A 20,731-nucleotide genomic window follows, 5' to 3' on the forward strand; every position below is an offset into this window, starting at 1 on the left:
AGATAACCGGGAACAGGTTTTTTTCACGCTCAGATAAGTTGTATCCATCACCCATCATTGTCATCCAACAAACACCGTTATAAATATAAACAAACCAATTGTTACTATTGCGTAATAATCAAATGTAATTTTTAGCAACCTGAATGCTAAAACCCGCATTTGATTATTAAATATCTGATGAGATAATCATGACGGAAAAATAATAAAAAAACACCTTATTCAGTCCCCCCTTAATAAAACAATCAATATAAAAAGGAAAACCTGATGACAATATCAACTACACCTCCGTCTATCCCCGCGTCCCCAACGGGTTTATATGCAGATGACATTACTTCGAACTCCTATAGCATACACTGGGACTGCGCGGTAGATCACGCGGATGGCTCACAATATGTTTTGTACCAAAACGACAAAAAAGGTTTTGCTCTACTTCCAAATTCTCAAAACAGCATCACGCTGTATAGCAAGCCCGCACAGACATATATTATTTATGTCACACATATGACTTCAGAGGGTGTGGAATCTTTGCCAAGTAATAAAATAAGCGTCACAACATTAGATTAGATAATACATAGCATGACGGTTATACCTCTCATGGGTCGCCATAGGAGGTATTTCTACAATCCAAGTACTAATTGCCGTTCCAGCTGCGGATCAAGTAAAGAGACATGTAATCCTACCAATCGTACGCCTCTTTCCCCACGACGTTGCTGCCAGAGCTGATACGCCTGATGAAGTAACTGGGCTTTATCAAGGGATGGCCAGTTATGTTCCTGGGTTGTAAGCTGAAAATCACTGAATTTAAGCTTCACCCCCTGTCGTGCTACCCGTAAATCCGGCCGTACTTTTGCCAGTCGGCGCTCCAGTTCCAAAAAGAGTTTTTCGATTATCGGTTCGCATTCAGACCAGTGATGGATATCGTCAGACAGCGTCCTCTCCACGCCAATCGACTTACGCAGGCGGTTGTTGTTAACGCTGCGCTCATCAATCCCCATACAGCGCTCCCGCAGCACGCGGCCCAGTTTACCAAAGCGTTTTAATAGCATGGCTAAATCCGCCTGCTGAATATCCGCTCCGGTACGTAAACCTAATTCTTCGAGTTTTTTAACCGTCACCTGACCCACGCCGGGTATTTTCCCGAGCGGTAAATTCGTCAAAAAATCCGGAACCTCTTCTGGAGTAATCACATACTGGCCATTGGGCTTATTAAGGTCAGAGGCTATTTTGGCGAGAAACTTTACCGGAGCCACGCCCGCTGAAGCGGTCAGATTTAGCTCATCAAAGATGGTCTGGCGGATTTCACGCGCCATCAGGGTAGCGGAGCCCTGGCAGTGGGTGCTGTCAGTGACATCAAGGTAGGCTTCATCCAGCGACAGAGGTTCGATAAGCGAGGTATAACGGGAAAAAATTTCCCTGATATGCTGCGAGGCTTCTTTATAGGCATCAAAGCGGCCAGGAAGGAGTACCAGACCCGGGCAGAGCTTAAAGGCCATAGCCGTGGACATCGCGCTACGCACGCCATATTTACGCGCCGGGTAGTTCGCGGTACTGATAACACCACGCTGCCTGGCACTGCCGCCAATCGCGATGGGGACATCTCGCAACTTGGGGTTATCGCGCATTTCTACCGCGGCATAAAAACAGTCCATATCGACATGAATAATTTTACGCATATCCATCTCACCCACAATAATACTGGATAAGTATACAGCACGATTTTATAACCTCATAGTCTTGCTTGCGAAAATCAACAGCAGTGATAATGTGAGCGCAGCTCAGGCAATTTTCTCGCCCGGCCTCCTCTTGTCGTTCTGGCACCCAGTAACAGATTTATCAAGGAACCAACGTAGTATGCGCAAGATAGTACTCATTGCTGCGATGCTTTTGATGCCGTTTTTTGCATCAGCAAGCCAGCTTAATACTCCTGTTCCACAGACCACTAAAAGTAAAGAAATTCGCCAGCAGCTAATGGGCTCTCCGGTTTATATTCAAATATTTAAAGAAGAACGAGTCCTGGAACTTTGGGTAAAGATGGGTGCGCAGTACTCCCTGCTAAATAGCTATGATATCTGTAATTTTTCTGGCGGACTGGGGCCAAAAAGACGCGAAGGCGATTTTAAAAGCCCGGAAGGTTTTTATAATGTCGAACGTCGTCAGTTAAAACCTGACAGCCGTTACTATAAAGCGATGAACCTCGGCTTCCCGAATGAATACGACAAATTCCACGGCTATGAAGGGAAATATTTAATGATCCACGGAGCCTGTGTTTCCGTGGGATGTTATGCCATGACGGATACCGGAATTGATGAGATTTTCCAGTTTGTCACTGCCGCATTAATTTTTGGCCAGCCACAGGTGCAAATCGGTATTTTTCCTTTCCGTATGACCGATTCCAATATGGCTCGCCATAAATATTCTAACTACATTAAGTTCTGGGAAGAGTTAAAGCCGGGTTACGACTATTTTGCCGCACACCATCAGCCACCGGCTGTGGCCATTGAAAGCGGCCGCTATATCGTGACGCCACCAGCAGCCGCTTCGGTTATCCAGCCTCAACTGGTATCAAACTACCAGCTCCCCGAGACAAAATAGTACCGACTGACCTGGCTCGATTCTGTGCCAGGTTTCATTCGCCGTCAGTGGCTGGGTAGCGATAACGGTAACCACATCGTCCGGTGTGGTTTCTTCCTGGAAATTAATTTCTACATCGCGATCGATTAATTTTGCCGTGCCAAAGGGCGAACGGCGGGTTATCCAGAACAGGTTAGTGGAGCAGAATGCCATCACATAACGGCCATCGGATAACAGCATATTAAAGACACCTTTCTCCCGCAGCTCTGATGCCAGCTCAGCAATATAACGGAATACCGCCCCCATGTTACCTGGCGTACGTGGATAGCGCTGTGTGAGTTTATGCAATAGCCAGCAAAACGCCTGTTCGCTATCCGTCTCGCCTATCGGACGAAAGGAACCGGTATTAAGGCGGCGATAACCCTTTAACTGCCCGTTATGGGCATAGGTCCAGTTACGCCCCCAAAGCTCGCGGGTAAAGGGGTGGGTATTTTCCAGCGCCACTTTACCACGGTTTGCCTGACGGATATGTGCCACGACTGAGCAAGACTTAATGGGATAGTCCTGTACCAGACGCGCGATAGGCGAATGAAAACTGGGATTGGGATCTTTGAAGGTGCGGCAGCCTTTACCTTCATAAAAGGTAATACCCCAGCCATCTTTATGCGGACCGGTGCCTCCGCCTCGTTGTACCAGTCCGGTAAAACTGAAGCAGATATCCGTCGGTACATTAGCACTCATCCCGAGTAATTCGCACATAGCTCATCTCCCATCGCAATAACCCAAAGGGGGCAAAAATAAGACAGACCGACAATTTTTATGGCGGGTAGTAAACATAACTGCCCGCTCAATAACACCTGCCGCAGGTGTTAGTCTTTCGCCATCTCTTTCTCAATCAGCAAGATTAAGATGTGAATGACTTTAATATGAACTTCCTGAATGCGATCTGCATAGCCAAAATGTGGCACACGAATTTCAATATCTGCAGAACCGGCCATTTTTCCACCATCTTTGCCGGTCAGAGTAATAACTTTCATCCCCTTCTCACGCGCAGCGGTAATCGCTTTAATGACGTTAGCTGAATTTCCTGAAGTGGAGATCCCCAGTAATACATCACCTTTATGACCCACCGCTTCAATATAGCGGGAGAAGATGTGGTCATAACCAAAGTCATTACTCACACAGGAAATATGGCTGACGTCTGAAATGGCGATTCCCGGATAACCTGGGCGGTTTTCACGGTAGCGTCCGGTGAGTTCTTCAGCAAAATGCATTGCATCACAGTGTGAACCACCGTTACCGCAAGACAAGACTTTACCGCCAGCTTTAAAGCTTTCTGCCAGTAGCACAGCTGCCTGTTCAATATCCCGCAGATTTTTTTCATCATTCAGGAAATTCGACAGAGTTTCTGCTGCTTCATTTAATTCATTACGAATCAGATCCTGGTACATAGCGAGGTCCTTCAGCATTGATTGAAATTTACCGCGAAGAGTGTACCGGATCGCACCGAATGCGAGAAGCACCCAGCCCACAGTTCCTTCTGGTATCAGGAAATACCTGCACTAATTATGTGAGCAAGGTTGTAATTACTTTGTAAACAGATTGCTAAAAGTCGCCATTTCCACTAAAACAGGTACATTCAAAGTGGTCAGACCTCCTACAAGTAAGGAGCATCATTATGCTAATTCTTAGCCTTGTCCTCACCCTTGTTCTGTTGGGTGTTCTGTTCTATCACCAGGTTAACCTGGTCCTGAGTGGCCTGCTGTTACTTGCCTGGACGGGCGCTCTCGCCGGACTGGCTATTTGGTCTGCATGGGCCCTGCTTCCGGTGGCAATAATCCTGTTCCCACTGGTGGTTACACCGTTACGTAAATCGCTGATTTCCGGTCAAGTATTCCAGGGATTTCGCAAAGCTCTCCCGACCATGTCTCGTACCGAAAAAGAAGCCATTGATGCCGGAACCACCTGGTGGGAAGGTCATCTTTTTCGCGGTAAACCAGAATGGGAAACGCTGCACAATTATCCTCAGCCGCAATTAACCGCTGAAGAGCAAGCCTTTCTCGATGGCCCGGTTGAAGAAGCCTGCCGCATGGCGAATGATTTTGAAATTACCCATGAGCTAGCCGATTTGCCTCCTGAGTTATGGGCTCATCTGAAAAAACACCGTTTCTTCGCGATGATCATTAAAAAAGAGTACGGCGGCCTCGATTTTTCAGCCTATGCTCAGGCTAAAGTGCTGCAAAAACTCTCTGGCGTATCGGGCATACTCGCAATTACCGTCGGCGTACCTAACTCATTAGGTCCAGGCGAGCTGTTACAACATTATGGAACCGACGAGCAGAAAAACCATTATCTGCCGCGTCTGGCACGTGGCGAAGAGATCCCTTGCTTTGCCTTGACCAGCCCGGAAGCCGGTTCGGATGCCGGAGCAATACCGGACAACGGTATTGTCTGTATGGGTAACTGGCAGGGCCAGCAAGTGCTGGGAATGCGCCTGAACTGGAACAAGCGTTATATCACCCTCGCCCCTATTGCCACGGTGTTAGGGCTGGCATTTAAACTGTCTGACCCGGATAAATTATTGGGTGATACCGAAGACCTCGGCATTACCTGTGCGTTGATCCCGACACAAACACCGGGTGTTGAGATTGGTAAACGCCATTTTCCGCTGAACGTTCCCTTCCAGAACGGGCCAACCCGGGGTAAAGATATTTTCGTCCCGATAGACTTTATTATTGGAGGCCCGGCAATGGCAGGCCAGGGCTGGCGTATGCTGGTTGAGTGCCTGTCGGTCGGACGCGGCATTACGCTGCCGTCGAATGCTACTGGCAGCCTGAAAAGCGTAGCTATGGCCACCGGCGCTTATGCCCATATTCGTCGCCAGTTTAAAATCTCGATTGGTAAGATGGAAGGTATCGAAGAGCCGCTGGCGCGTATTGCCGGTAATGCTTATCTGATGGATGCCGCTGCCTCACTGATTACCTACGGTATTGTTCTGGGCGAAAAACCGGCCGTACTGTCGGCGATTGTGAAATATCACTGCACCCATCGCGGCCAGCGCGCCATTCTTGATGCGATGGATATTGTCGGCGGTAAAGGCATTATGCTCGGTAAGTCGAACTTTGTGGCACGAGCCTACCAGGGCGCACCTATCGCAATAACCGTCGAAGGGGCCAATATTCTGACTCGCAGCATGATTATCTTTGGCCAGGGGGCAATACGTTGTCATCCTTATGTACTGGAAGAGATGGCGGCTGCGCAAAGTAACTCACTGGATGCTTTTGATAAGCTGCTGTTTAAACATATCGGCCACGTCAACAGCAACCTGGTGCGTAGCCTGTGGCTGGGTATCACTAACGGCCTGACCAGCAGCAGCCCAACCCGGGATGCCACCCGTCGCTACTACCAGCACTTAAACCGCCTCAGCGCGAACCTGGCACTGTTATCGGATGTAGCCATGGCTGTGCTGGGCGGCAGCCTGAAACGCCGGGAACGCATTTCTGCCCGCCTCGGTGATGTCCTGAGCCAGCTCTATTTAGCCTCAGCGGTATTAAAACGTTATCAGGACGAAGGCCGTAACGAAGCGGACTTACCTCTGGTGCACTGGGGAGTCCAGGACTCGCTCTATCAGGCCGAGCAAGCGATGGAAGACTTACTGGATAACTTCCCTAACCCTTGGGTCTCAGGGGCACTGCGGGCGGTGATATTCCCGCTGGGTCGTCGCTATAAAGCGCCTTCCGATAAACTCGACAGTCAGCTGGCCAAAATCATGCAAACCCCTTCAGCCACGCGTTCACGTATCGGTCGCGACCAGTATCTGGCTGCAGTGGAAAATAACCCGGCTGGATTACTGGAAAGTGCGCTGCTGGATATTATGGCCGCCGAGCCGATTCATCGCCGTATTTGCCAGGAAGTGGGTCATAGCCTGCCCTTTACTAACCTGGATATTCTGGCCAGAGAACAGCTGGCCGCTGGCATTATCACCGCAGAAGAAGCGAAGATCCTGACTCAGGCGGAAACCAGCCGCTTACGCAGCATTAACGTTGAAGAGTTTGATCCCAATGCGCTGGCAACCAGGCCGGTTACGGAGCCAGAGCAGGAGAAACAAACCGCAGCGGCTTAATATCTACTGAATGGAGTACAAGCCTCAGTGGAACGAAGACTTACCTGAAAAGATTCAAACTAAACTAACAAGGGTCCATATAAGGATCCTTGTTAGTAGCCTCAACAGTTACCGAAGGGATATTTTTCACCTTTGATGAAATCCGTTATATCTTTGTCATATCCGTAAAAAATCACTCCTGGTAACTCCTTTGCAACACTCTGATTTATCCCCGGACACTGTTTTCAGTACTGATGGCGTTACGCGATAACTAAGTTCTCCCTAAGTTACCCCACCTGAGCACCGCCGCGAGCGGCACGCTACATCACTATCATTTTTTCACACCGACTGTTTAGCTCAGTTCACAGTGACAGATTATCATCTTCAAATGGTAATTAAATATTCTCCAAACATCAGCCTTCAGGATATTTGTATAAAATTACGAGCACTGATTAAATACCAAAAAACGCCAATAAAATGTAAAGCAGATTGATTTAATTTTATAATAATCTAGATTTTTAAACCTTATATCGTCAGAACATATTCCGCTGAAGCATGCCTGAAATCAATAATCGAAGGTAATGTATGATTTTAATTAAAGATTATATGTTTTTTTTAAAAAGCTATCTAATGTAAGTGGAAAAATAAAAACCATTTTCTTTTATAATATTCTCTCTGCTTTTCTGTTCGTTTGCGTCACGCTATCTGTGCCCTATATGCTAAAAGTCGTTGTTGAACACTTATCTCAGGAAAATTCGGCTGAAAACATATACAAACTATTCGGCGTTATTTTATTATACAGCGTCATCTGGACTACCAGCCAGTTGTTACAATGGGTTCGATCTTTACTGGCCGCACCATTAATCGCGAAATGCGATTCGATATCTCAAATGTTATTGTATCTTCATATTATCCAGGTGAAATATTATATAGTAAAAGACATGGATGTCGGGTTGCTTTATGCCACGATAACCCGATGCAGAGCAGCATTCAGCGCGCTTTCTTTTTCATTTATTTGGGCGATCATTCCTGTTTTTGTTCAAATTATACTTGGAAGCGCCCTGATATTTATTGTCATCGGATTGTATCAGGGCATAGTCATTCTTGTTTCCATTACTCTTCTTTTATTTTCATCGCTTTATTTTTCATCAAAAACTACCGAGTCACATCTTCAATCTTTTGATGCCCAGAATATTCTGTCAGTTCATTTCAACGAAAAAATAACCTCTATCATTGAAATAAAGACTCACAACGCCTGGGCCAGGGAGTATGAGGTTATCGAGAGTATTTCCGGACAGTATCAGGAGAAATACACCCAAAGCAGCAACAGAATTTCATTAACACTGATTAAACAGTCCATCGTTTCTGGTATTGTTTTTACTGTAACCCACCTTTTTGCAGCATGGTTTGTTTATACAAGGAGCATGTCTTTAGGTGATTTCATTCTTATGTCCGGATATGTTGTGTCACTGATAGCTCCTTTTGATGCTATCGCAGCATCATTTTCCGATCTTAAAAAAAATCATTTATCTTTACAGGAAGGACTAAATATCCTCAATCTGGAAAAAGAAAAAAGTATATTGATATCTCCGAACGATTGTTTAACCGTGCTTGAAGTTAAAAATTATAAAACACCCTATTCCCATGGAATCATTAATTTAAAAATTAAATCGGGGGAGTTGGCGCTTATTGCAGGAACATCAGGCCGAGGGAAAACCACGCTACTCCATTCCATTATCGGTCTCAATAAAGATTTTAGCGGATTAATTTGTCTTTATGGGCGTAACGTCAAAGCCCTATCACCCGCATCTATCAGCAGTGTAGCCTCATTTGTTCAGCAAGAACCGACTATCTTTACCGGAACAGTAAGAGAAAATCTACTGTATGGCACCGACCCTAAAGCAGAGGTTACTGATGACCAGTTAATGTCAGTCATTGAGGGTATATGTCTTTCTTATCTTAATGAGAGAGACCCGCTTAATTTTCATGTCGGACAGAAAGGAAATAAACTTTCCGGAGGGGAAAAAAGACGTCTGGCAATAGCAAGAGCCGTCATAAGGAAGTTACCCCTGATGATACTGGATGAGCCCACTTCCGGGCTCGATAGTGACACGGAGCAATCCGTTATGTCTTATCTTGCAGGCCTTGGGCTAACCCTACTTCTTGTCAGCCACAGTAACAATATCCACCGCTACTGTTCCCAACTGATTGATTTAGATAATAGCCAAGTGGTGAATAGCTAAACAATGCCAAAGAAACCGGGTCTTCGGATAATCTAACGACTAACCGCCAGCCCGGCTCCCTCTTTTTATGCCTGTTTCATCGCCGGGTGGCTGGCTGCTGGCTCCGCACCGCCCTCAGGAAATAAGCGCTGACGCAGCGTTGGCGAAGCGGTATTGTCTGGCCGCAGGCCACGCTGTTTTAACTCAGGTAACACCCACTGACAGAAATCCTCAAAGCATCCCGGTGAGATCCACTGCGCCAGGTTAATGCCGTCGGTATCACTCTCTTCCAGCCAGCGTTCAATTTGTTCCGCCACCTGAGCACCGCTGCCAATAAAGGTTTTTTGTCGCCCGAACCCCTCTTCTGGCTCAAAGACTTCGCGTAATGTTTTACGCGGTTGCCCGGGTTCGCCGGTAACCAATTTCAGCAAAGAACGGTTAGACTCGGTATGCTGCCATTCCAGCGGGGAGTCGACCGGGTGGCCTGATAAGTCGACGCCGGTACTGGCGGAATAGTGGATTAAAGCGCCCTGTAAATCATAATATTCACGACGTTGCTCAACTTTCTGTAGTGCCTCAGCTTCGGTCCGGGCGGTAATGACCGTGACGGCACTGATAAATTTAATACTTCCAGGCTCACGTCCAAATTCAGCCGCTCGCGCTTTGATGGCCGTCACCTGCCGTTTTACGCCGCTGGCATCAAGACCTGCCACAAACACCACTTCGGCATGACGAGCAGCAAAATCAATGCCCCGGGGTGAGCCACCCGCCTGGAATAGCACAGGAGTACGCTGTAAACCGGGTTCAGAGAGATGAGCATCGGGAACCCTAAACCAGCGTCCTTTATGGCCGACCGGATGGACTTTTTCTGGATCGGTATAAATCCCGGCAACTTTATCCCGACGCACCGCATCCCGCTCCCAGGAGTGCTGCCAGAGTTTATAGCTGACCTCGAGGAATTCATCCGCCCGCTCGTAACGCTCATCGTGGGGTATCTGGCTGCTCAGCCCCAGATTACGCGCAGCAGACTCAAGCTGTGAGGTGACAATATTCCAGGCGATACGCCCGCCGCTGAGGTGATCGAGGGTGGTGAATTTTCGCGTCAGTAAATAAGGCTGCTCGTAGGTGGTCGAGACGGTGACACCGAAGCCCAATTGCCTGGTTTGCGCAGCCATGGCTGAAATTAACAGTAGAGGATCTATCAGCGGGGACTGTATTCCTTGCTGGAATGAGGCCTCCGGCGTGCCTTGCCAGGTATCCAGTAGCCCAAGGGCATCGGCAATAAACAGACAGTCGAACCCATTTTCATCCAGTAACTTCGCAAGATTCACCCAGTATTCAAGACTGGTATAGCGGTAGCTTTGGTCCTGTGGGTCGCGCCACAGACCATAATTGATATGTGAAACCGCCGCCATCGTGAAGCCACTAAGAATAATATGTTTCTTTGCCATATCTGACACCCTGGGAAATCGCCAGGATAGATAAAGACTCGCGTTCTGGGAATAACAATATTCAGCTAAGTAATCCACAAAAACGCAAATGAAAAAATAAGAATACAAAATGTTTTTTATCTATTTAGAGCATGCCAGACAGCCTGTTAGGCTCCTCAGCAATAGCGATTACTCATAGATTTTAAATTAAACGTAACTGTTGATTAACTCGCCAGAAATAAAAATAACAATAACCTGCGCACTGAATATTTTTATAGCGGACATAACGATGAAAAATAAAAACCTCATTTCAAAGGTATTACTCTCCCGGAGAAAATTTTTACAGCTCGCCTCTATCTCTGCGGTTGTGATGGCAAGTCTCTATCTGCCGGGAACAGCACTGGCTGAAGAGAAAAATGAAGCAGAGCGTTACGGTAAGACATTGATAGTAGGACAATCTCTGGAGCCTACTCTCTATGATCCTAATCGTCAGTATTCTTATGAAACCTATCGTGTTGATAAGCATATCTATGAGTCTCTGGTCTCTGAGGATTTATCCGTTCCGGCAAGTCAGGGAACGCCACCGATTATTCCAGGCCTGGCAACAAGCTGGGAAGTCAATAATGATGCGACCGTTTACACCTTCCATTTACGCCCAAATGTGAAGTTTCATGATGGCACACCCTTTGATGCCGAAGCGGTAAAATTCAATGTCAGACGTTTTACCGATCCCGAGTTTGAATATTTTGATGCCCGCTCTAAAGCCACGATGGCACAGGTTTATAAAGATTTAAAATCTATTACCGTGACTGACCCACTGACCGTGGTTTATACCTTTAATAAACCCTTCCCGGATTTTCTGCGCTTTTTACCCCAGGGTAACTGGGTCTCGGGTATTTTTAGCCCGGCAGCCCTGAAGAAATGGGGCCAGGACGGTTTAGCTGACCACCCGACCGGCACCGGCCCGTATAAGTTTGTCCTGCGGGTGCGTAATGACCGTACCGAGCTGGTACGCAATGACGACTGGTGGGGTAAAAAACCCTACATGGAACGTATTATCTTCCGCCCTATTCTCGATGGCAGCACCGGTGTCAGCGCCCTGCAATCCGGCCAGGTGGATATTCTCTCGCGCACGCCAACCGACGCCGTAGACCTGTTAACGCAGGCAGGCTACAAGGTGCATGACAGTACCGAAGCCAACCAGGTTTTTCTCGGCTGGAATTTTGCTAACCGCTACACCAGCCAGCTGGCAGTACGCCAGGCCATTATCAAAGCCATTAACCGTGAAGAGCTGGTGAAGTCTTTGCTGAATGGCCATGCGGTAGCCAGCTATAACATTCTTAACCGCTCCAACGAAGCCTTTTTGCCCGATCAGAAAGACTATCTTTACGATCCGGAAGGGGCTAAAAAACTGCTCGCCGATGCGGGTTATAAGTCCGGTGAAGTCAATTTCACCATTATTACCTACGATCAGAACCAGCCGATTATCGAATGGATCCAGCGCGATTTGGCCAAGGTCGGGATCAAGGTTAACGTGGTTTCTCAAGAATGGATCACCTACAGCTCACACCTGGCTAATCTTGCCGAGGACACCGGTCTGTTTACTATGGAATGGGGGCTTCTGACGCCACAGTGGCTGAACGTCGCTTATAAAAACTATGTCGTGTCACGGGGTAAAGGTGAAAACGTCATTACCGATGTCGCACCATTAATTGAACAAGCTTCCGTGACCACCGACAGCGCTCAGGCGCTCGCCTTATGGCACCAGGTGAATCAGAAGTTCCAGGAACAGGCGGCCTTTGTTCCGCTGCTGGAGCTCAATCGGGTGTTTACCTCTGCCCCGAATGTGCAGGGCTTTAATGTCCCCGCCCAGAACTTCTACGACCTGACCCAAGTGTGGCTGAAAAAATGATCCGGGTGATTTTATTGCGTCTGGCTCAGACCATCCCGCTGCTGTTTCTGGTGTCACTGTTGGTATTTTTAATCGCCAAGCTGATCCCGGGTGACCCTATCAGCAATGCGCTGGCCGGGCAGCTTTCCGGTGAGGCTATCGAGCAGATACGTCAGGTTTATGGTCTGGATAAATCCGCCGTGACGCAATATTTCATCTGGCTGAAAAATTTACTCAGCGGTGACTGGGGGATGTCGCTCACCATGCGTACCCCGGTGGCACAAGTACTGGGTGAGTCATTTACCAATACCGTGATTCTCACCCTGGCCGCCGTGGTGCTTTGCCTGGTCCCCGGCGTGATTATCGGCGTCTTTTGCGGTTTATCCCAGGGCACCCGCCGTGACCGTTTAGTGATGCTGCTCGTACAGCTTAGCCACAATATTCCGGTGTTCTGGCTGGCGGTGTTTTTTATCTGGTTTTTCTCGGTCAAGCTCGGCTGGTTCCCGGTTTCCGGCATGTATGACATGCGCGGCGATCGTGGCCTCGGCGATTTACTGCATCACCTGTTTTTACCCGCGTTTTCAACCGCGCTGATCTCCATGCTGATTCTGGCGCGCCAGGTGCGTAACAGCGTGATTACCATTATGGACACCGACTATATCCGCACCTATCGGGCGCTGGGTTATTCCAGGCGCGTGCTGCTGTTCCGCCATCTAGGACGTAACTTATTAGCGCCGATCGTCGGTATTACCGGTTTACAGATTGGTTATCTGTTAAGCGGCGTGATTTTTATCGAAAAGATCTTCGCCTGGCCCGGCGTCGGTACTCAACTATTTAACGCCGCTGCCGGTCAGGATTATCCCACTATTCAGACCGGCGTCATGCTCATTGCCGTGTGCTTCCTGGCGGTAAATCTGATCAGCGATATCTTGCAGGACTGGCTGGATCCACGTCATTCAGGAGCCCTGTCATCATGAGACTGCTGACCTTTTTTCGCCGTCTGGTAAGACATAAACTCGCGCTGGCTGGTCTGCTGATTCTGCTAACCGCGGTGGTGCTTTCATTACTGGCTCCCCTGATTGCGCCTTATGACCCGTTACAGTCATTTGACGGGCTGCGTCTGGCTCCTCCCGGCACGCCTGGCCATCTGCTGGGGCTGGATAATCAAGGGCGGGATATGCTCAGCCGCATTATCTGGGGCGGTCGCAGTATTCTTATCGCTTCTATTTTACCGGTTATCTTTGCCGCGCTATTAAGCCTGGCATTGGGACTACTGGCGGGCTTTCGCGCCAGTGTATTCTCGGAAATGATTATGCGCACCATGGATATCCTGTTTGCCTTTCCTATGGTGCTGCTGGCGATTGGCCTGTCTGCCGTACTGGGTAGCGGCTATTCGACGGTGATTATTACCTTAATTTGCAGCGTTGTTCCCTATCTGACCCGCGTGGTCTACCGCGATACCCGAAGCGAAATCGCCAAGGATTATGTCGAGGCCTTACGCGCTCAGGGCGCCAGTAACGGCGATATTTTATTCCGTGAAATTCTGCCTAATGTCGCCACGCCGTTGCTGGTTTACACCACCTCTTTGCTGGGTGGCATGGTGGTGTTCCTCGCAGGATTAAGCTTTTTAGGACTGGGGATTCAGCCCCCCCAGGCTGACTGGGGACGGATGGTGGGCGAAGGCGCACAAATGATGATCCTCGGTGCCCCGCATATTGCCACCGCTCCGGCTGTCGCCATCGTGCTGCTTTCCCTGTCTTTTAACTGGTTAGGAGATGGCTTACGCGATCTTCTCGACCCTAACCGGTGAGGAACAGTCTATGAGCCTGTTACGCATTAATAATCTCAATGTCCGTTTTTCCCAGCAGAACGTCCAGGCGGTGCTGGATGTCTCCCTGAGTATTGAGCCGGGAGAAGTGCTGGCGCTAGTGGGTGAGTCCGGGTCAGGTAAAAGCGTGACTGCGGCAGCTATTCTTGGCCTGTTACCGGCCCGGCAAACCCAGATTGGCGGTGAGATCCTGTTTAACGATATCCCCTTATTACGTCAGTCGCCGCGGCAGTTAAACCGTCTCCGCGGGCATGATATTGCGATGGTATTTCAGAATTCACAGTCCACCCTTGACCCGGCCTGGCGGGTGGGGAAACAGCTCCAGCATAATTTGCGTCGGCTGAACCCGATGCTAAGCCGGGCAGAAGCTCAGCGTGCAGCCCTGGACTGGCTGGTTCGAATGAAGCTCCCGCATCCGCAACAAGTGATGGGCTTATATCCTCACCAGTTAAGCGGCGGTATGCGTCAGCGCATCCTGATTGCCCTGGCGGCCATGTGCCAGCCAAAATTATTGATTGCCGATGAACCGAGCACCGCACTGGATGCCACGGTTCAGCGTGAAGTGCTGCAACTGCTGAAAGAACTTTGCCAGCACAATAATATGGCGATGCTGTTAATTACTCATGACTTTGGCGTCGTCGCCGCCTTAAGCGACCGCGTTGCCGTGATGCGTCATGGCTGCATTGTTGAAACTGCCGCAACGCGTGAGATTATTCGTGCACCGCAGCACCCCTATACTCAGTCGCTGCTGGCAGCGGTTCCCTACCCTGATACCAGCCTGCCTGCTCCCGTCAGTAAAGAGCCGTCCCCACTGCTGCAAGCCAGGCATTTAGGGCGCGATTATATCCGCCGTGATAGCCAGGGATTCTGGGCGAAAAAGCTAATCAATACCGCGGTTGATGATGTCAGCCTGCATATTCAGCGCGGGGAAATTATCGGAGTTATTGGCGAGTCAGGTTCGGGAAAATCAACGCTGGCGCGCCTTATTGCCCAGCTAATACCTGCTGACCGAGGGGAAATACTATTTGCTGGTCGGCAAGTACGTAGCGATAAGCCCGCTGAAGTATTAGCGCTTCGTCGTCAATTACAGTGCGTCTTCCAGGACAGTCTCTCCTCATTTAACCCGCGTCTGACGCTGGAACAGCAGCTAATACGCCCGCAGTTTCGTGCAGGGCGAAATACCTACCCTAAGCAGGCCCAGCGCCTGGCGGTTGAGATATTTAAAGAAGTGGGTCTTGATGAGCAGTTACTGCAGCGCTATCCCCACCAGCTTTCGGGCGGCCAGCGCCAGCGCGCCAATATCGCCCGTGCTCTGGTGGTTAACCCACAATTCTTGCTGCTCGATGAGCCGACTTCAGCGCTGGATCTGACGGTTCAGGCTCAGGTGATGGCGCTGCTCACCCGTCTGCATCAGCAGCATCAACTGACCTGTTTATTTATCAGTCATAACCTGGCTTTGGTTTCCCAGTTCTGCCACCGCATCCTGGTGATGGCAAACGGGAAAATCGTCGATGACTTTTCTCGTCAGGATCTCTACCACACCGGGAGACATCCGGTTACTCAACAGTTACTGGCTGCCCACTATCCTCTCGAAACTGAGGATGAAGAGCTCCAACAGATTAAGCGGCGCGCCTAGCCCATTTTTACCGATTATTAAGGAAAACCATGGCCAGTACCGAGAACCAGAAAAAAACCTTGTTGTTTAATGGCTTTATGATGAACGTTGTAGGACATGTTTCTGCAGGGTTGTGGCGTCATCCTGATGACCGTGCCTCTGAATATACAACCATCAATTATTGGACATCTATTGCGCGTCTGCTGGACGAAGCCGGATTTGATGCACTGTTTATTGCCGATGCACTCGGACAATTGGATGTCTACCAGGGCAAACCTGATGCCGCTTTGCGTACTGCGGCCCAGTCTCCCGTCAACGATCCTATGCTACTGGTCTCGGCCATGGCGGCGGCCACCAGGCAACTGGGCTTTGGCATTACGGTATCGACCACCTATGAACATCCTTATCTGCTGGCGCGGAAATTCTCTACCCTCGACCATCTGACCCAAGGTCGCGTGGCATGGAATATTGTCACCTCGGTGCTGGAGTCTGCTGCGCGTAATCTCGGTCTGGAAAAACAGATGGATCATGATGAGCGCTATGAGCGGGCGCAGGAATTCCTCGAAGTCAGTTACAAGCTATGGGAAGGATCCTGGGAAGATGACGCCGTGGTTCGCGACCCACATCGTGGGGTCTATACCGACCCCGGCAAAGTTCATCCTGTTCGCCATAAGGGACGCTGGTTCAGCATTCCTGATGCCCATCTCAGCGAACCGAGCCCCCAGCGCACACCGGTATTATTCCAGGCGGGAACCTCAGACAGAGGCCGAATTTTTGCAGCTCTTAATGCCGAAGTGGTATTTCTCGGCGGTCCGAATACCAAAGTGATTAAAGAGAATATTAATAAGATCAAAGCGCTGGCGCGTGAACAGGGCCGGGGTGAGGATGCGATTCGCTTTATTACCGCTATTAGCGTGATTGTCGATGAAACCGATGAGAAAGCTCACGCCAAATACCAGGATTATCTCAGCTACACCAGCCAGGAGGCCGCTCTGGCGCTGTTTTCCGCCTGGACCGGCGTTGACTGGTCCGAATGGGCGCTTGATGCCCCGCTGAAATATATCGAAACCAACGCAGGCCGCTCTGCGCTCGCAGCACTGACCCGTATCGATGCCGACAGGCAGTGGACGGTGGGGGATATCAGTGACTATATCGGAATTGGCGGCCTGCACTCGACAATCGTCGGGAGTGCCAGAACCGTCGCCGATGCGCTGGAAGCTTATGCCGATGAGTCTGGCGTCGATGGTTTTAATCTGGCTTATGCCATCAGCCCGGGCAGTTTTGAAGATTTCGTGCGCTGGGTGGTCCCTGAATTACGCGCTCGCGGGCGTATCAAAATCCCGACCGAAAATCCGCTAACACTGCGCGAGCGTCTTCAGGGCGAAGGCCAGGCACGTCTGCGTGATGACCATCCCGGCGTTCAGTACCGCAATCTTCACACCCACTACGGGACTGAGGTTTCACAATGAGCATTCATCTGCACTGGTATTTACCCACCAATGGTGACAGCCGAGGCATCATGGGCTCCGGGGATGACTCTCAGCATATTTCGGGTATTGGCGGTCAGTATCGGGCTCCCAGCCTCGATTATTTAATCGATATTGCGCGCAGCGCTGACAAGCTTGGGTTTGAAGGCATTCTTACGCCCACCGGTAGCTGGTGTGAAGATGCCTGGCTAAGCACTATTGCCATTAGCCAGCATACCGAGCGGCTGAAGTTTATCGTCGCTTTTCGCCCGGGCTTTATCTCTCCGACGCTGGCTGCCCATCAGGCGGCAACCTATCAGCGTCTGACCGACGGGAGATTAATTCTCAATATTGTCACGGGCGGCGACCCGGTCGAACAGCGCCGCTACGGCGACAGGCTTAGCCATGACCAGCGTTACGCCCGCAGCGAGGAGTTTATTGCGGCTTTCAAAGGCGTCAGCCATGCGAAGGCTCAGGGACAGCCGTTTGATTTTCAGGGGGAGCACTATCAGCTTGAGCAGGCGACTTTGCTGCCCTCTCCCTGGCCGGTGCCTGAGGTCTTTTTTGGAGGCTCCAGCCCCGCGGCACAACGGGTTGCGGCCAATGTTGCCGATACCTGGCTCTCCTGGGGCGAGCCGCTTGAACAAGTGGCCGCTCAGCTCGCCACCGTGCGCGGCCTCGCCGCTCAGCAAGGCCGCACGCCAAGTTTTGGTATTCGTTTTCACGTTATCAGCCGGGATACGGAAGAGGATGCCTGGCTTGAAGCCGCTCGCCTGCTAAAGGGAATCAGCCCCGAGCGTATTAAAAGCGCCCAGTCGTTGCTAAGCCGTACCGAATCAGTGGGGCAGCAGCGCATGACGGCCCTGCTGAATGATATTCAGACCGACAAACTCACTCCTGAAAATGTTCGCCTGCTGGAAATAGCCCCGCATATCTGGAGCGGTTACGCCCTGGTTCGCGGTGGGGTTGGCACTGCCATTGTTGGCAGCCATCAGCAGGTCGCAGACACCATTCAGGCCTACCACGCCTTAGGGATAGACCACTTTATTTTATCCGGTCAGCCGCATCTGGAAGAAGCTTACTGGTTTGCAGAAGGTGCCGGAGCCTTGCTGCGCCGTAGCGGATTAGTTGCCTGAACCTCCCCAATAATAAGAGAGAAACCATGAGTCATAATGCAGATATTTACGCAGGTCTGAGCCACCAGGAATTCCAGCACTGGAAACAGGTCGCCCGGCAGGTTGCGGATAAATTACATGACACTTTGCAGGAACGAGACCGGGCTAATCAGCACCCGTTTGAAGAGATAGACTGGCTACGACAAAGTGGTTTGCTGAAAATCGCTGTACCGAAATCACTGGGTGGCGAGGGGGCAAGCCTGGTTCAGGCGCTGGAAATCAGCCGTATCATTGCCGCGGCCGATGGCTCTATCGGCCAGCTGATTGCCTATCACTACTCTAACGGGGTCTGGAGCTATATTCTGGGCACCCGCGAGCAGTGGGAGTTTATCGCCCGGGGCATTGTCGATGAAGGCTGGTTCCAGTCAAGTATCAGTAATCCACGCGACCCGCGTCTGAAACTGGAATGGGACGGGAGTGACGTGCTGGTTTCCGGACGTCGCACTTTTGCCACTGGTGCCGCCATTTCACAAGTGATGACTATCGCGGTCTGGGTTGAAGATAAGCTGGTGCAGTATCAAATTAAGGCAGACCGCCCGGGTATTACCTTCAATGATGACTGGGATAATCTTGGCCAGCGTCTGACCGCCAGCGGTACGCTGGAATTTAATCGACTGCGATTACAAGAAAAGGACCGTCTTACCGGGCTTGAAGAGACGCCTCACAGTGCCAGCCTGCGTAATGCTTTACGCAATCAGTTTAGCCAGCTTATTTTCGTCCACTTCTATCTGGGTATCGCCGAAGGTGCGCTGAAACATGCCGCCAGTTACTTCCGGGATACGGTACGCCCGTGGCCGGAATCCGGGGTTGAACAGGCAATTGATGATCCTTACCACCGTCTGAAAGCCGGTGAATTGTCGGCAGAAATAGCCGCCGGAGTCGCGCTGGCAGAAAAAACCACCCGCGCCTTTGAAGAGGCCTTTCACCTGGGCCATGACCTGACCGAAGCCTTCTGGGGTGAACTGGCCTTGTTAACTAACCAAGCCAAAGTCATTGCCGACAAAGTAGTGTTAAAAGTCACCCATGAGATTTTTGAACTGACCGGGGGCCGCTCCACCAGCAATCAGTACGGGCTGGATATCTACTGGCGTAATGCACGTACCCATACTCTGCATGATCCGGTGGCTTACCGTATTCGTGAAGTGGGGGATTATGTTCTCAGTGGCAAGCTGCCGACGCCACGCGTCTATGCCCCACCGAAACGCTAAGGGCTGACGTCATGCCAGATATCCGTTTAATTCTCGACCCACAGGAGCTACGTGCTGCCGCCAGCGTCTTTCGTCAGGCAATGTTTGGCCTGCCCGGCGGCGTCACGCCTGTAGAGCACTGGGTCGAAAAATATATCGTTCCCGGACGGGTGTACGGGGCATGGCTTGATGGCACCCTGGCCGGTACCACTAACAGTTTTCCCGGTGAGCTGACATTACCGGGTGGAAAATCGGTGGCGCATGCCGCCGTGACCCATGTCGGTGTTTTACCACACTTTACCCGCCGCGGGATTTTACAGAAGCTGTTTCGTCAGCAACTGGAAGACCTGTACCAGGAAGGTGTCAGCGTCGCGACTTTACGGGCTTCTCAAGGCGCAATTTATCCCCGCTTTGGCTATGGCGTTGCCAGTGCTTTTCAGGATCTGCGTATCGATAAACGGGAACTGACAACCTGGCCGAAACTGGAGGGTGAGGTTCAGCTGCTACCCGCTTCGGATGCCTGGCAAATCGTTCAGGAGATTGTTGGACGTTATCCGTTGTCACGCGCCGGAACTCTGACTCGCTGGCCCCAGTGGTGGGCCATGCAGCAGCATAGGCTGGCACACAGTAATCTCAATCACTATGTGGTGCTGGCGCTAAAAGAAGGTATTCCCCAGGCTTTTGCCCGTTATCACGCCCAGCCTGATGATAACTGGCTGTATAGCACTGAACGAACCCTGGTGGTTGATGATTTTCATGCCGCCTGTCCGGAACTGGCAGTGACTCTATTTAAGTTTCTGTTGCAGCTGGATATTGCGCGTTTTGTGCAACTTCCTCATCGCCCCACTGATGACGCGCTCCCTCTGCTACTGAATAACCCCAGAGCCATTGGTCAGCAGAGCACGCGGGATGAAACCTGGCTGCGTATTATTCACCTTGAACACACCCTGAATGCCCGTCGTTATCAGGATGCAGCAACCGTGGTCATCGCGGTGACCGATGCCCTGCTACCGGTGAACCAAGGGAACTGGCAGCTCTCCTCTGAAGGCGTCAAACGAACCACTGAACCTGCTGATTTATCCCTGGATAGCGCCACGCTTGCCATGCTGTTGCTCGGCGGACATAAAGTCTGGCAACTGATTCAAGCCCGGCGGATCCAGATTATTAACCCACAAGCTCCCAAACGGCTCGAACGCCTGCTGGCCTGCGATGAAGCTCCCTGGTCAGGGATTTTCTTTTAATTT

General features: G+C 50.5%; 15 protein-coding genes. 11 read left to right on the forward strand and 4 right to left on the reverse strand.

The features are described 5' to 3' along the window. Positions 1 to 617 precede the first annotated feature (617 nt). On the reverse strand, positions 618 to 1,673 hold the full coding sequence (gene dinB, locus M2387_RS15035; RefSeq protein WP_259050476.1) for a DNA polymerase IV: 1,056 nt from the start codon (positions 1,671 to 1,673) through the stop codon (positions 618 to 620). Positions 1,674 to 1,851: 178 nt separating this feature from the next. On the opposite strand from dinB, the gene dpaA reads away from it, so the two are divergent. Further along, complete coding sequence (gene dpaA / locus M2387_RS15040; protein WP_259050478.1) at positions 1,852 to 2,592, forward strand: peptidoglycan meso-diaminopimelic acid protein amidase; 741 nt, start codon at positions 1,852 to 1,854, stop codon at positions 2,590 to 2,592. Here dpaA and M2387_RS15045 read toward each other — a convergent pair. Both M2387_RS15045 and lpcA read right to left on the reverse strand, forming a co-directional pair. Continuing rightward, positions 2,563 to 3,330 (reverse strand): class II glutamine amidotransferase, encoded by a 768-nt coding sequence (locus M2387_RS15045; RefSeq protein ID WP_259050480.1) that lies wholly within the window; start codon positions 3,328 to 3,330, stop codon positions 2,563 to 2,565. The two genes, dpaA and M2387_RS15045, sit on opposite strands and share 30 nt — an antisense overlap. 110 nt (positions 3,331 to 3,440) lie before the next feature. Continuing rightward, the gene (lpcA, locus tag M2387_RS15050; RefSeq protein WP_259050482.1) at positions 3,441 to 4,022 is read right to left on the reverse strand and encodes a D-sedoheptulose 7-phosphate isomerase; all 582 of its coding nucleotides are present in this window, start codon (positions 4,020 to 4,022) and stop codon (positions 3,441 to 3,443) included. Positions 4,023 to 4,249: 227 nt separating this feature from the next. On the opposite strand from lpcA, the gene fadE reads away from it, so the two are divergent. Together fadE and M2387_RS15060 are read left to right on the forward strand one after the other, a co-directional pair. Then, positions 4,250 to 6,694 carry an acyl-CoA dehydrogenase FadE gene (gene fadE, locus M2387_RS15055; protein WP_259050484.1) on the forward strand — a complete coding sequence of 815 codons (2,445 nt, stop codon included), beginning with the start codon at positions 4,250 to 4,252 and terminating at the stop codon, positions 6,692 to 6,694. A 647-nt stretch (positions 6,695 to 7,341) separates the two neighbouring features. Continuing rightward, positions 7,342 to 8,916, forward strand: a complete 1,575-nt coding sequence (locus tag M2387_RS15060; RefSeq protein ID WP_259050599.1) for an ATP-binding cassette domain-containing protein — start codon at positions 7,342 to 7,344, stop codon at positions 8,914 to 8,916. A 65-nt stretch (positions 8,917 to 8,981) separates the two neighbouring features. Here the strand turns inward: M2387_RS15060 and M2387_RS15065 are convergent, their stop codons facing one another. Further along, entirely contained in the window at positions 8,982 to 10,346 is a 1,365-nt protein-coding gene (locus M2387_RS15065; protein ID WP_259050487.1) for an LLM class flavin-dependent oxidoreductase, read from the reverse strand. A 268-nt stretch (positions 10,347 to 10,614) separates the two neighbouring features. On the opposite strand from M2387_RS15065, the gene M2387_RS15070 reads away from it, so the two are divergent. From M2387_RS15070 to M2387_RS15105, 8 genes are read left to right on the forward strand one after another with little or no spacing between them, the layout of a single operon-like run. After that, positions 10,615 to 12,237, forward strand: a complete 1,623-nt coding sequence (locus tag M2387_RS15070) for an ABC transporter substrate-binding protein (protein WP_259050488.1) — start codon at positions 10,615 to 10,617, stop codon at positions 12,235 to 12,237. Then, the gene (locus M2387_RS15075; protein ID WP_259050490.1) at positions 12,234 to 13,193 is read left to right on the forward strand and encodes an ABC transporter permease; all 960 of its coding nucleotides are present in this window, start codon (positions 12,234 to 12,236) and stop codon (positions 13,191 to 13,193) included. Before M2387_RS15070 ends, M2387_RS15075 begins: the two co-directional genes overlap by 4 nt. Further along, complete coding sequence (locus M2387_RS15080) at positions 13,190 to 14,026, forward strand: ABC transporter permease (protein WP_259050492.1); 837 nt, start codon at positions 13,190 to 13,192, stop codon at positions 14,024 to 14,026. The genes M2387_RS15075 and M2387_RS15080 overlap by 4 nt, the downstream gene beginning before the upstream one ends. Positions 14,027 to 14,036: 10 nt before the next feature. Further along, the gene (locus M2387_RS15085; RefSeq protein ID WP_259050493.1) at positions 14,037 to 15,680 is read left to right on the forward strand and encodes a dipeptide ABC transporter ATP-binding protein; all 1,644 of its coding nucleotides are present in this window, start codon (positions 14,037 to 14,039) and stop codon (positions 15,678 to 15,680) included. A gap of 29 nt (positions 15,681 to 15,709) precedes the next feature. Beyond that, positions 15,710 to 17,128, forward strand: a complete 1,419-nt coding sequence (locus M2387_RS15090; protein WP_259050494.1) for an LLM class flavin-dependent oxidoreductase — start codon at positions 15,710 to 15,712, stop codon at positions 17,126 to 17,128. Beyond that, the gene (locus tag M2387_RS15095) at positions 17,125 to 18,261 is read left to right on the forward strand and encodes an LLM class flavin-dependent oxidoreductase (protein WP_259050495.1); all 1,137 of its coding nucleotides are present in this window, start codon (positions 17,125 to 17,127) and stop codon (positions 18,259 to 18,261) included. Before M2387_RS15090 ends, M2387_RS15095 begins: the two co-directional genes overlap by 4 nt. A 26-nt stretch (positions 18,262 to 18,287) precedes the next feature. After that, positions 18,288 to 19,508, forward strand: coding sequence for an acyl-CoA dehydrogenase family protein (locus tag M2387_RS15100; protein ID WP_259050496.1), 1,221 nt, complete (start codon positions 18,288 to 18,290; stop codon positions 19,506 to 19,508). Between the two features lie 11 nt (positions 19,509 to 19,519). Beyond that, positions 19,520 to 20,728: a GNAT family N-acetyltransferase gene (locus M2387_RS15105; protein WP_259050497.1), complete on the forward strand. Its 1,209-nt coding sequence runs from the start codon at positions 19,520 to 19,522 to the stop codon at positions 20,726 to 20,728. Positions 20,729 to 20,731: the final 3 nt, after the last annotated feature.

This window comes from Klebsiella sp. BIGb0407 (assembly GCF_024807845.1).
In the GTDB taxonomy this organism is placed as follows: domain Bacteria; phylum Pseudomonadota; class Gammaproteobacteria; order Enterobacterales; family Enterobacteriaceae; genus JGM124.